We start from the raw sequence: 12,872 nt of genomic DNA on the forward strand, positions 1-12,872 counted from the left end.
AATGCCCGACCGTGTGTCGGGCATTTTGCTTTGCGGCGACTAACGTTTGAAAATGACCTTCGTCGTCGCGGGATCGATCGGCGAGGACGAATGCTGGTGGAAGATCTTCCAGCCCTCGCCCGTCTGCCTGAGCGTCGCGGTGATGCGATTGTCCATCGAGCGCAATTCCTCGCCGTCCGCCGCCACCGCTTTGTAGCTCACGAAGGCGTGGACCACGGCGAGGTCCTGGGAGACGACGGTTTGCGCCTCGCTGAAATCCACGATCACGCGCTCGGCGCCCAGCGAGCCAAACCAGCCCTCCACCATGTTGCGCCATGACGCGATGCCCTCGTACGTCCACGCGCCCCACATGTCGAAGGCCAGGATGTCGGGGTCGTAGAGCGCGACGAACGCGTCGACGTCTTTGGCCAGTACCGCGGCTTTGTACTGGTGCAGCACCTGCAAGACCGGATCGGCGGCTTTGTCCACTGGGTTGTCTCCTGAACCAGGTTGCGTTGGCGAATGAACGGCTGCTTATTAAAGCAACGCCGCCTGGCCTCTGTCCAGTGAATTCGCCGCCCTGTCTTTCAGGTGCGCGAAGCGTTGGCGAGCACCCGGGCGGCCTTGCCCTGCGGACGCAGCAGCAAATAAAAGGCGGCGCCATGCGTAATCGCCAGCAGCGGCACGACGATCACGGGAATCACGTAGGTCGCGCCCAGTTCTCCCGCGTGTACAGGCACGCCGGCCTGGGTGGCGTGGTAGTAGGCGAAAGCCAGATCCACCGCGCCCACGAGATTGAACGCCACGACGAAGAACCAGAACACGGGACGCTTTCTTGCCGCGAGTAGCGCCAGCATGGCCAGCGCACCCGTTGCGAGGTCCCCATAGGCGGTGGGCACGGCGAAGCTCGCGGGCAGATCGGGACTCACGACGCCCGGCAGCATGAAGACCAGCCCGAAGAAGCGGAAGCTGTGCAGCGTGGCGATCGCGCGCTGTGCGTCGAATGGGTCCATCGACTTGAGCCGGGGCCAGACGTACACGGTAAAACAAAGGAGCCACGCGACATACCCTAGCGCGAGATGCAAACGAAAAATCGATTCCGGTGACATGCTGCCTCCTGCAAGGTGCGTTGCGATGAGTGGATAAAACCGGAGCGAGATCATGCGGCGCGACGCCGGAACAGTTGCCGCAGCGAAAGCGCATGCAACAGGATCGAACTGGGCACGACGAACGCGGGCGTCAGTACGTACGGCCAGGTGCCCGCGTTGAGGCTCGGCGGATCCGGCGCGATCAACTGGAACCGGCCGGGCGCCGTGATCATCCCCAGCGTCACGGCGACGGCGAAATCGGCGAGTCCGAACAGGTTCCAGGCGATGGCGGCCTTGCGCCCCTGCGCCGTCCCGCTCGCCACCGCGACGGCCGCCGGCACGGCAAACAGGCCGGTCAGCAGGTCGCCGGTGCCCGCCGGCAACGCGTCCACGCCGGCCATGGCGCCGTGCAGCCACGCTGCGATCGCCCAACTGCCGAACACGCGGTAAAACTGCAGCGCGATGAGCCAGGCCGCCGGCATCGCGTCGAGCACTTGCCCCACCCGCTTCGAGAGCAGCAATAGCGGCGCGCCGACGATCAGCGGCAGGAATATCGCCAACGGCAGCCATGGCAGCGGCGGCGGTACGGCGCTCAGCCGAAAGACACCATGGATCGCCGCGCTCCAGACGACTGCAAACCAAAGCGCGTGCGCCATGAGAATCGCTAGCCAGGTCGCGCGACGTTGGCTCAGCGTCAGGTCGGTGCGTTCGAGGCCGAGCCACAATCCGAGCGCCATGAACATCTGGGCCACGAGCTGGTGCGCCGTGGTTTGAAAACCGCTGCCCGGAATCGCGGGCAGCCAGTACATCACCGCAATCCACAGCAACGTGAGCGGCGCGATCCAGCGCAGGCTGCGCCAGGCCGGACGCGGCGGGATGATGCCAACGGGAACGGCGGGCGTGCTCATCGACGGTTCTCCAGATGAATGCCGGACTTCGCGGTGGATCCTGCCTGCGCGCGACGGGCTTTGCGTGCGTCATCGGCTGGCACGTTAGGTGTACCATCGTTTCCCGCGAGCGACTATTCATCACAATGTTGATGCGCTATGAAGCAGAACTTCACAGTCAGGCAAGGCGCGCTCGATGGCGTCGAAGCGTTCCTGAGCGTTGCCAGGCACCGCAGTTTTCGCAAGGCTGCAGCGGACCTCGGGGTGACGCCTTCGGCCATCAGCCAGGCGGTGCGTGTGCTCGAAGAACGCATCGGCGCGGCGCTTTTCGTGCGCACCACGCGCAGCGTCGGCCTGACCGAAGCCGGCGAACGGTTTCTCTCGCGCGCCAAGCCCGCCTTCGAGGAACTGGTCGCCGCGAGCGAAGTCGCGCGCGACCTCGGCCAGCGCCCTACGGGCTTGTTGCGGCTATCCGTGCCGCGCGCGGTCGTGCCGTTGCTGCTGGAGCCGCTGCTCGCTTCGTTCTGCCAGGCGTATCCCGAAGTGGAGGTGGAAATCGCCGTGAGCAAGGAGGTGGTCGATCTCGCGGCGGAAGGCTTCGACGCCGGCATCCGGCTCGGCCAGCTCGTGGCCGCCGACATGGTGGCGGTGCCGTTGACACCGCCGTTTCGTCTCGTCGTCGTCGGTAGTCCTGCCTATCTTTCCGCCAACAAACGGCCCCTCCACACGGACGATCTGCGCGAGCACGCCTGCCTGCGCTGGCGGCGCTCCAACGGCGCGCTGGCCTCATGGTCATTCGACGACCACGGACACGCCATGGAGATCGCCGTCTCCGGACCGCTGATCGCCAGTGATTTCCCGACCATGATGGGGGCGGCGCTGGAAGGCATAGGCCTCGCCCAGCTACCCGAGCCGATGGTCGCCGAAGCGGTGAAAGCGGGCAAACTCGTGCGTGTGCTCGACGCCTACGCACCGATGCTGCCGGGCGTGTTTCTCTGCTATCCGAGCCGCCGCCAGATCATGCCCAAGCTGCGCGCGTTCATCGACCATGTAAAGAGCCGCAAGGCGGGCGCGGGTCAAGCCAAAAACCACTGAACCCACCCGCGGCGCGTCGACGTCAAGCGATGCTTTCCCACGCGCCCGAGCGGGCCGAACGGAACACGGCGTCGATCACGCGCATGTTTGCGCTGGCGTCTTCCAGCGCAATCGCCTGGGGCGTGCCGTTCAAAATCGCCTCGGCAAACACCGCCGCTGCCACGCCGTACTGGTCGCATACCGGCAACTCCAGCCAGCGATCCGCTTCTCCCTGCTGGCTCAACAGCAGCCGCGTCGGCCGGTCGTTCGGCGCGTTGAATGGAATCTCGACCTCGACTCGCCCGGTCGTGCCGTGAAACTGCATGCGCTGGTAAGGATGAATCTGGGTGGAATAAAAGAAGCTCGCTTGCACGCCGTCGAAATCCATCAGCACGGAGCCAAGCCGGTCCACGTCGAACGACGGGTCGCGCTCCATCAGCGCGACCACGCGTTTCGGCTCACGCCCGAGAATGAGGCGCGACGTCGTGATGGGATAACAGCCGATATCGAGCAGGCCGCCGCCGCCCATTTCGCTATGGTTGCGAATGTCCTGCGCATTGGTGTTGTAGTAGGTAAAGCCGCCGGTCACCGCCCGCAATTCGCCTATGGCGCCCTCTTCGATCAACGCGCGCACCTTGAGCCACTGCGGATGCGTGCGCACCATGAAGGCTTCCTGGATGTACCGGCCGCTCTTGTCGCGCGCGGCGATCAATTGCTGCGCCTGCAGCGCATCGAGCCCGATCGGTTTTTCGCATAGCACATGCTTGCCGGCCTCGACGGCCTTGATCGTCCACTCCACGTGAAGATGATTGGGCAACGGTATATAGATCGCATCGATTTCGGGGTCGGCCAGCAGCGCCTCGTAACTGTCGTACGCGTGCGCGAGTCCGTACTTCGCCGCGGCCGCCTGGGCCTTCTGCGCTGAACGCGAAGCAATCGCTTTAACGCGGCACTTCGGTGCGTGGTGCATGGGCACGACGACCTTGTCGTTGATCTTCGACGTACCCAGGATACCCCAGACGATTTCATCCTTTGCCATGACGTTCCCTTTGAATTCGATGATGTGATGCCCGGAATGGACTGAATGGAACTCACTCTTGACGAGGGTTGCAAACGAGCGCTGCACAGTGAACGGCATACGCTCGAATGCAGGAGTTTACACCCGCGAAAACCCTCACCTCACGCGTTTGCGAACGCGTGTTGCAACAACTGATAACAACTGACGGCGAGATGAAAGCATGGCGTCACGAGAGATTCGCGGTCCACCCCCACATTGCTGGGGCTGTGCGCAAGTCCCTCGCAGTTCCCCACAATGCAAACCAAAAAACGAGGTGAAAGATGGAGAATACGACCCGGTGGTCGCGGTTAGGCGCAGTCGTTGGCGCGGGTGCCATGGCACTTGCGGGTGTGCACACAACGGCTTACGCAGGTGACATGAAGGATGTGAAGCACGTCCTGCTCATCAGTTTCGACGGCCTGCATGAACAGGACGTGGCGCGTTGCATCGGCAGCAATGCCTGCCCCAACCTCGCGCTGCTCGCGAAGTCGGGCGTCACCTACACGAACGCCCATACGCCGCATCTGTCCGACTCGTTCCCGGGCCTCACGGCGCTGGTGACGGGCGGCTCGCCGAAGAGCGCAGGCCTCTTTTATGACGTGTCATATGACCGTACGCTCTACGCACCGCTCGATTCCAAGTGCAAGGGCCCGCAAGGCTGGAACGTCGTGTTCGACGAGACGACCGGCATCGACGGCGAGAACGGCGGCGCGCTGACCCACCTCGACGGCGGTGGCGCGTTCAATCCGCAAGCCATTCCCTACGCAAAGGTCAACGGCGTTTGCACGCCCGTGTACCCGCACAATTACATCAAGACGAACACGGTCTTCGAAGTCATCAAGCAGAACATCCACGGCGCGCGCACCGCATGGGCGGACAAGCATGCGTGGGGCTACGACTGGGTCAACGGTCCTTCGGGCAAGGGCGTGGACGATCTGGCGCGCACCGAGATCAACTCGATCGACCCCAAGACGGGCACGTATTATCTGGACACCTACACGCATACCGAAGTCTTCGACAACATCCACGTGCAGGCGCTGATCAACGAGATCGACGGCCTCGACTCGACGGGCAAGACGAGCGCGCCGGTGCCCACGATGTTCGGCACGAACTTCCAGACGCTCAGCGTCGCGCAGAAGTCGCCGGTGGCAAAACAAGGCGGCTATCTCGACGCCGACTTCACGCCGGGCCCGCAGGTCGCGGCCGCCATCACGTACCTGGACAACTCGCTCGGCCGCGTGGTGCAGGAACTGAAGCAGCGCAACCTGTACTCGTCGACGCTCATCATCGTGACGGCCAAGCACGGCCAGTCGCCGACCGATCACTCGAAGCTGGTGAAGAACGGCGACACGCTCACGAAGCTGCTCGAGGCCAACAACTATCTGGACTCGACCGGCAACTTCGGTCAGAACAACACGAAAACGGGCAACCTGAACGACGGTTCGGGCCTCCCGGGCACGGGCATGGTGCAGACCGACGACGTGGGCCTGATCTGGCTGCGCGATCAGAGCCAGAAGGACGCCGTGGTGAAGACGCTGCAGGCGAACCTGAGCTGTAACGCGCCGGGCATTTGCGCGGACGGCCCGCAGGCGTACATCCTCACGGGTGACCGCCTCGCCGACTGGTTCGGCAATCCGTCGAACGGCCGCACGCCGGACATCATCGTGCAGCCGAACCCGGGCGTGATCTATACGTCGAGCACGGCGAAGGATGAAGAGCACGGCGGCAACGCGCCCGACGACAGCCATCTGGGTCTCGTCGTGTCGTTCCCCGGCATTCATCACGCCGGCCGTACGGACGACCACTACGTCTCCACGACCCAGGTTGCACCGACGATCCTGAGCGCGCTCGACCTCGATCCGCATCTGCTGCACGCGGTTCAGCTCGAAGGCACGCATCGCCTGCCGGGGCTGGGTCTCGACGAAAAGTAAGGAGAGTTGGAAGCCGCGCAAGGCGCGGCTGGCGGCGGCAGTCATCGGACGGTCCGATGGCTGCCGCGTCAGCGGCCCGCCTAGACCGTCTGCAGCCCTTCGATATTGCAGATGCGGATCAGCTTGCCCTGCGCATCAATCAGGCCGCGCTTCTGGAAGCGCGACAAGATCCGGCTCACGGTTTCGAGCGTGATGCCGAGGTAGCTGCCCATGTCCTCGCGCGACATGCGCAGACGGAACTCGGCCTGCGAATAACCGCGCTGCCAGTTGCGCGACGACACGTCGAGCAGGAAGGCGGCCACGCGTTCTTCGGCGGTGAGCGAGCCCAGCACCATCATCTGCGAGGCCTCCTGGTTGAACTGGTCGCCCATGAGCCGGTGCAGCCGGTCCTGCATCGTGCCGCTTTCGCGGCACAAGCCCTTGAGCGCGGCGTAGGGAAGCGTGCAAATCGAACTGTCTTCGAGCGCAACGGCGCTGAACGCGTGCACGTCGGTGGCGATGCCGTCGAGCCCCAGCGCGTCGCCCGCGAGACGCAGCCCGGTGATCTGCTCGCGGCCGTCGCGGTTGACGATCAGCGTCTTGAGCGAGCCGGAGCGCACGGCGTAGAGGCTGTCGAAGCGGTCGCCCGAGCGATACAGCGCCTCGCCGCGGCGCACCTTGCGCGCCCCGCAGATCAGCGCCTCGAGCTTCGGCAGGTCTTCCGCCGGCAGGCCTTGCGGCATGCAAAGATGGCGCATGGCGCACCCCGAACAGCGTGCGCTGGGCGGCGTTCCGGCGAGAGGAGCGCGGCTGCTTTGGCGCACGACGATAGCCGATCCTGCGACGGGTGAGAGCATCGAACGACTCCTTCTTTAACATTTTTTTAAGATTTCGACGCATTGTCACACCATGCGCGTGCGTCAATGTGGTGGCAAAATGCCGCGCACTAGAACCGCGGGCCTTTGAGCCTTGTCAGGCAACGGTTTCACGGCCCATTGCGCAAGCGCAAGCGACCGAAAAGCAACACCTGCGCAAGCCCAGCACAAACAAAAAAGCCGCCGTACTGGCGTACGGCGGCTCGCGACATTGAACCGTCAACAGTTGACGCGCGCCTGGCAGCTTACCCCGCTACCAGACTGTGCTCGGCCACCTCGTCCACGGCCTGCTTGACGATTCCGACGATCTCGTCGGCCTCGGCGCGCGTCATGACGAGCGGCGGCGCGAAGCCCAGGATGTCGCCATGCGGCATGGCGCGCGCGATCACGCCGCGCTGCAGCGCCGCCGCCGAGACCTTCGGCCCGATCTTCAGCGCCGGTTCGAACGGCTTGCGCGCTTCCTTGTCGGCCATGAATTCCAGCGCCGCCAGCATGCCCACGCTGCGCACCTCGCCCACGAGCGGATGCGCGCCGAATGCCTCGCGCAGCTTCGCGCCGAAGTACGAGCCGACCTGCCCGGCGTTCTCCACGAGCTTTTCACGCTCGAGGATCGCCAGATTGGCGAGCGCGGCGGCGGCACACACCGGGTGTCCCGAATAGGTCCAGCCGTGCCCCATCGGTCCGTGCTCCTGCGAGCCGCGCGCGATCACGTCCCAGACCTTCTCGCCCACGATCACGCCGGAAAGCGGCGCATACGCGCTCGTGAGGCCCTTCGCGACGGTGATGAGATCCGGCTCGATGCCGAAGTGCTGCGCGCCCATCTTCGAGCCCAGACGCCCGAAGCCGCACACCACCTCGTCGGAGATCAGCAGGATGTCGTGCTTGCGCAGCACCGCCTGGATGGCCGGCCAGTAGCCCTTGGGCGGCTCGATGATGCCGCCCGTGCCCATCACCGGCTCGGCGATGAATGCGGCGACCGTGTCCGCGCCTTCGCGTGCGATCAGCTTTTCGAGCTCTTCCACGCAGTACGCGACGAACTGCGCCTCGTTCATGCCCGTGGGTGCCTTGCGATACCAGTGCGGGCAGACCGTATGCTTCACGCGGTCGATCGGCAGATCGAAATGCTGATGGAAGCTCGGCAGGCCGGTGAGGCTGCCCGTGACGATGCCCGAGCCGTGATAGCCGCGGTCGCGCGAGATGATCTTCTTCTTGTTCGGGCGGCCCAGCACGTTGTTGTAGTACCAGACGATCTTGACCTGGGTTTCGTTCGCATCCGAACCGGACATGCCGTAATACACCTTTTTCATGCCGGCAGGCGACCAGTCGATGATGCGCGACGACAGCTCGATGATCGCATCCGACGAATGGCCCACATAGGTGTGGTAGTAGGCGAGCTGCTTCGCCTGCTCGTACATGGCGTCGGCGACTTCGGTGCGGCCATAGCCGATGTTCACGCAGTAGAGGCCCGCGAAGGCGTCGATATACTGCTTGCCCTCGTGGTCCTCGATGCGGATGCCCTTGCCGCCGCGCACGATCTTGCCCGGCAGCGCGCCGCTCTCGTGGTCGTAGGCGTGCGTGGACGGGTGCATGAAGTGCGCGCGGTCCTGCTCGAAGAGTGCGTCGATGCGTTGAGTCATGTAGTCCTCCTGATTCCGGTTCAGGCCATGGCCGCGAGCGGCAGGCCGAGATTGCCAAGACAAAAATATTTGGTTTCCACGAAGGGCTCGAAGCCCTCCGCACCACCTTCGCGGCCGAGGCCCGAGGCCTTCATGCCGCCGAATGGAATGGGCGCGCCCGTGAACTTCACGCCGTTCACCGAGACCATCGCGAAGTCGAGCCGCCGCACCAACTGGAAGATCGTGTCCATGCGCGTCGCGCACACGTAGGCCGCGAGGCCGTATTCCGTATCGTTCGCCCTGGCGATCACTTCGTCGAGCGTGTCGAACGCGCATACTGCCGAAATGGGCGCGAAGTTTTCCTCGTCGTACACGCGCATGCCGGGCGCGGCATCGGCGATCACGGTGGGCTCGTAGTACCAGCCGCCCAGTGCATGCGGCTGGCCGCCTGCCACGATGCGCGCGCCCTTCTCGCGCGCATCGGCCACGCGCGCGGCCGTGCTGTCGAACGCGGCCTGGTGCATGAGCGGGCCCACGTCCACCTCTTTCTCGAACGCGGGGCCGGTCTTGAGCGCGCGCACCGCGGCCGCATAGCGCTCGACGAACGCTTCGTAAAGCGGCCGCGCCACGAAAATACGGTTCGCCGCGCAGCAGTCCTGGCCCGAGGTCTGGAATTTCGCGCCCACGGCGATCCTGACGGACTGCTCGAGATCGGCGTCTTCCGTGACGATGAACGGCGCGTTGCCGCCCAGTTCCAGCGCGACCTTCTTGATGCCTGCACGCGCCGCCGTCTGGGTGACGAGCGAGCCCACGCGCGTCGAGCCCGTGAAGCTCACGGCACGCACGCGCGTGTCGCTCACGAGCGTTTCCATCGCCATTTGCGGCTCGCCCAGCACCACGTTGTAGACGCCCGCCGGAAAGCCGGCTTCCTCTGCGAGTTGCGCCAGGGCGAGCGCCGAATACGGCGTTTCGTGCGCGGGTTTCACGACGACCGTGCAGCCCGCGGCGAGCGCGGCGGCGGCCTTGCGCGTGATCATCGCCACCGGAAAATTCCATGGCGTGATGAGCGCCGCGACGCCCACCGGCTCCATCACCGTGCCCAGATGCGCACCGTCGATATGGGTGGGAATCGTACGGCCTGCCAGGCGTTTCGCCTCATGCGCGTACCACTCGACGAAGCTCGCCGCATAGCGGATTTCGCCGCGCGATTCGGCCAGCGGCTTGCCCTGCTCCAGCGAGAGCAGTGCCGCCAGATCCTCCTGATGCCGCACGATCCGTTCGTGCCAGCGCAGCAGTGCCGCGCTGCGTTGCGTTTGCGAGACCCAGCGCCACGATTCGAAGGCGCGCTGTGCGGCGTCGACTGCACCGGTGATCTGGGCGCGCACGAGCATGGGCACGTGGCCGATCACCGACTGGTCCGCGGGGTTCTGCACGGCCACGGTGGCCGCGCTGTCGCTATGGACCCAGCGGCCGTCCACGTAGCACAGCGATTTGAACAGAATGGGGTGTCCTGGCAGCATCTCGTCTACTCCTTGTCAGGTCTGTCGATATGCCATCCATTCTGGGGCAGGCGGCATCGCGAATTTTTTGGTTTTCGGCCCCGCGCACTTGCTTTTTTTTTGGAACCGCGGCGCGCGGGCGCGAAAAATTCACGCGCTTTCCAGGGCCCACGCAGGCGCGTGGCTGGGCGCGCACTTCACCACCTTCGTCACGATGTAGGTGAAGTAGCGCTCGATGCCGAGATCCTCCATCAGCAGCGCGTCGATAAAGCGCTGGTAGTGGTCGATATCGCGCGCCATCACGTGCAGCACGTAGTCCACTCCGCCGCCCGTCGCATAGCACTGCATGACTTCTTCTGCCGCGCTCACGCGTTCTTCGAAGCGCCGCATGTCGGGCGCGGTATGGCGCGATAGCGTCACTTCCATGACGATACGGCTGCCACGCATCGCGCCTACCCAGTCCACCTCGGCGTGATAGCCACGTATCACGCCGCTTTCCTCGAGCTTGCGCACGCGCTCCCAGGCCGGCGAAATCGAAAGATTGACCTCTTCGGCGAGCTTCGATTTCGTGATGCGGCCATCGCGTTCGAGGATGCGCAGGATGGCGAGGTCGTAACGGTCGAGCTTGATCACGGCGTGCTCACGCCGCCACGGGCAGGTTGCGTTCGACGACGTCGGCCACCACGGCCACGGTGTCGCCCGCCTGCACGAGCCCTGGGAAATGGCGCGCCGCGAGCAGCCCTCCGCGTTGCGCCCGATATTCCACAGGGCGCGCGCCGGTGCGATTGATGTCGTGCACGCGCGCGAGCAACTCGCCCGCCTCGACGGTATCGCCGAGATCGCGGCACATCTCCAGCATGCCGCGATGCTCGCTCGTGGTGTAGCAAGTGCCATCGGGCATGTCGAGCAAGGTGGTCGTGCGCGGGCCGGCGCCGCGCTCGCCGGCCTTGCGCTCGATGACGCCGGCGTGCGCAAGAAAGCCGCGCACGCCGCGATCCGCAATCGCCACGCTCTGCGCGGTGGAAGTGCCGCCGCCGCCCAGTTCCGTCGAAACGAACACCTTGCCCGCTTCCTCCACGGCGCTGTCGAACAGGCCGACGCTGTCGAGTTCCAGCATGCGCATCGAGTACGGCGCGCCGAAGGCCCGCATCGCACGCTCGCAGCGCGCCTGCTGATCGCCATCGGGCAGCACATGGATCGCCGCGAACGGCACGAAGTCGAGCGTGCGCCCGCCCGCGTGAATATCGAGCACGTAATCGGCACGCGCGAGCAACTCACGCTGGAAGTAATCGGCGATCTTTTCGGTCACGCTGCCGTCGGGGCGTCCCGGAAAGCTGCGGTTCAGATTGCCCGCATCGATCGGCGAGGTGCGCGTGCCCGCACGAAACGCGGGATAGTTCATGTACGGCACGACGATCACGCGGCCGTTCACGTCCGCGGCCTGCAGCGCGCCCGCCAGCTTGGCGAGCGCGATCGGCCCTTCGTATTCGTCGCCGTGATTGCCGCCCGTGAGCAGCACGGTCGGCCCCTCGCCGTGCTTGACGACGGTGAGCGGAATCATGATCGCGCCCCACGCGGAATCGTCGCGCGAATAAGGCAGCCTCAAAAAGCCGTGTTGCACGCCATTGGCGTCGTAATCGACGGTCGGCGTAATCGGTGACGCACGCATCGGCCCTACTCCTTCACGAACAGTTTGCGCGGCGTGGTGCAGAACGTCTCGACGCCGGTTTCGGTAATCAGGATGCTTTCGGTAATTTCGAGGCCCCAGTCGTCGAGCCACAGGCCCGGCATGAAGTGAAACGTCATGCCGGGCTCGAGCACCGTGCGGTCGCCCGGGCGCAGGCTCATGGTGCGCTCGCCCCAGTCCGGCGGAAAGCTCGCGCCGATGGGGTAGCCGCAGCGGCTGTTCTTCTCGATGCCCGATTTGCGCAGCACCGCAAAGAACGCATTGGCGATGTCCTCGCACACGTTGCCGGGCTTCGCGGCGGCGAGACCGGCCTCGATGCCTTCCACCACGGCCTTCTCCGCATCGAGAAAGTGCTTTGGCGGCTTGCCGAGATAGACGGTGCGCGACTGCGGGCAGTGATAGCGGTGGTAGCAGCCGGCGATCTCGAAGAACGTGCCCGCATTCGCCGTGAAGGCCGAGTCGTCCCACGTGAGGTGCGGCGCGGCGGCATCGGCGCCGGTGGGCAGGAGCGGCACGATGGCGGGATAGTCGCCGCCGTGGCCTTCCACGCCGGTAATGCCCGCCTCATAGATCTGCGCAACGAGGTCGCACTTCCTCATGCCCGGCTCGACCACGTCGAGAATGCGCGCGTGCATCTTCTCGACGATGCGCGCTGCAACGCGCATGTACTCGATCTCGCGCGGCGACTTCACCGCGCGCTGCCAGTTCACGAGCGCGGTGGCATCCACCCAGCGCGCCTTGGGCAAGTGACGCTGGAGCGACGCGTAGGCCGCCGCACTGAAGTAGTAGTTGTCCATCTCCACGCCAATGCGCAACGTGTCCCAGCCGCGCGCGGCGATGACTTCCGTGCTCAGGTAGTCCATGGGATGACGCACGGGCGACTGAACGTAATGGTCAGGATAGCCGATGATATTGCCGTGCGACATGAACGCCGTGCGCTTCGCGCCGTTCGCGTCCTGGCCGCGGCCGAACCAGACGGGTTCGCCGTCCATGGTCAGCAGCACGCATTGATGGACATAGAACGACCAGCCGTCGTAGCCGGTCAGCCAGTTCATGTTGGTCGGGTCCGTGACGATCAGCAGATCGATGCCTTCGTCCTGCATCGCGCGGCGCGTCTTCGCAATGCGCGCGTCGTATTCGCTGCGTGCGAACACGAGGCGCGGCGCCACCTCACTCTTTTCAGTTGCTGCGGACATCTTT

General features: G+C 64.9%; 12 protein-coding genes. 2 read left to right on the plus strand and 10 right to left on the minus strand.

All coding sequences use genetic code 11. From position 1 onward, the window contains the following. Positions 1-39: 39 nt before the first annotated feature. The 3 genes from AB4Y40_RS32535 to AB4Y40_RS32545 form a co-directional block, all read right to left on the minus strand. On the minus strand, positions 40-468 hold the full coding sequence (locus AB4Y40_RS32535) for a nuclear transport factor 2 family protein (RefSeq protein ID WP_342919983.1): 429 nt from the start codon (positions 466-468) through the stop codon (positions 40-42). 98 nt (positions 469-566) lie between these two features. After that, a complete protein-coding gene (locus AB4Y40_RS32540; RefSeq protein WP_368691374.1) occupies positions 567-1,088 on the minus strand; it encodes a hypothetical protein in 522 nt (173 codons plus the stop codon). Positions 1,089-1,138: 50 nt separating this feature from the next. After that, complete coding sequence (locus AB4Y40_RS32545; RefSeq protein WP_368691375.1) at positions 1,139-1,975, minus strand: MFS transporter; 837 nt, start codon at positions 1,973-1,975, stop codon at positions 1,139-1,141. A gap of 138 nt (positions 1,976-2,113) precedes the next feature. Here AB4Y40_RS32545 and AB4Y40_RS32550 point away from each other — a divergent pair, with 138 nt between their 5' ends. Further along, positions 2,114-3,049 (plus strand): LysR family transcriptional regulator, encoded by a 936-nt coding sequence (locus AB4Y40_RS32550; protein WP_368691376.1) that lies wholly within the window; start codon positions 2,114-2,116, stop codon positions 3,047-3,049. Positions 3,050-3,071: 22 nt separating this feature from the next. Here AB4Y40_RS32550 and AB4Y40_RS32555 read toward each other — a convergent pair whose 3' ends face one another. Next, complete coding sequence (locus AB4Y40_RS32555; protein WP_368691377.1) at positions 3,072-4,067, minus strand: Gfo/Idh/MocA family protein; 996 nt, start codon at positions 4,065-4,067, stop codon at positions 3,072-3,074. Between the two features lie 299 nt (positions 4,068-4,366). On the opposite strand from AB4Y40_RS32555, the gene AB4Y40_RS32560 reads away from it, so the two are divergent. Beyond that, positions 4,367-6,016 (plus strand): alkaline phosphatase family protein, encoded by a 1,650-nt coding sequence (locus tag AB4Y40_RS32560; protein WP_368691378.1) that lies wholly within the window; start codon positions 4,367-4,369, stop codon positions 6,014-6,016. 80 nt (positions 6,017-6,096) lie between these two features. On the opposite strand, the gene AB4Y40_RS32565 is transcribed toward AB4Y40_RS32560, so the two are convergent. From AB4Y40_RS32565 to doeA, 6 genes are all read right to left on the minus strand, one after another. After that, on the minus strand, positions 6,097-6,753 hold the full coding sequence (locus AB4Y40_RS32565) for a helix-turn-helix domain-containing protein (protein ID WP_368691379.1): 657 nt from the start codon (positions 6,751-6,753) through the stop codon (positions 6,097-6,099). Between the two features lie 362 nt (positions 6,754-7,115). After that, on the minus strand, positions 7,116-8,507 hold the full coding sequence (locus AB4Y40_RS32570; protein ID WP_368691380.1) for an aspartate aminotransferase family protein: 1,392 nt from the start codon (positions 8,505-8,507) through the stop codon (positions 7,116-7,118). A gap of 20 nt (positions 8,508-8,527) precedes the next feature. Further along, complete coding sequence (locus AB4Y40_RS32575; RefSeq protein ID WP_368691381.1) at positions 8,528-10,006, minus strand: NAD-dependent succinate-semialdehyde dehydrogenase; 1,479 nt, start codon at positions 10,004-10,006, stop codon at positions 8,528-8,530. A 129-nt stretch (positions 10,007-10,135) separates the two neighbouring features. After that, the gene (locus AB4Y40_RS32580; RefSeq protein ID WP_368691382.1) at positions 10,136-10,618 is read right to left on the minus strand and encodes an Lrp/AsnC family transcriptional regulator; all 483 of its coding nucleotides are present in this window, start codon (positions 10,616-10,618) and stop codon (positions 10,136-10,138) included. Between the two features lie 7 nt (positions 10,619-10,625). Continuing rightward, positions 10,626-11,654, minus strand: coding sequence for a N(2)-acetyl-L-2,4-diaminobutanoate deacetylase DoeB (doeB, locus tag AB4Y40_RS32585; RefSeq protein WP_368691383.1), 1,029 nt, complete (start codon positions 11,652-11,654; stop codon positions 10,626-10,628). Between the two features lie 5 nt (positions 11,655-11,659). Beyond that, complete coding sequence (gene doeA, locus AB4Y40_RS32590; RefSeq protein ID WP_028203796.1) at positions 11,660-12,868, minus strand: ectoine hydrolase DoeA; 1,209 nt, start codon at positions 12,866-12,868, stop codon at positions 11,660-11,662. Between the last annotated feature and the right edge of the window lie 4 nt (positions 12,869-12,872).

The sequence above is a fragment of the Paraburkholderia sp. EG287B genome (genome assembly GCF_040965595.1).
In the GTDB taxonomy this organism is placed as follows: Bacteria; Pseudomonadota; Gammaproteobacteria; order Burkholderiales; family Burkholderiaceae; genus Paraburkholderia.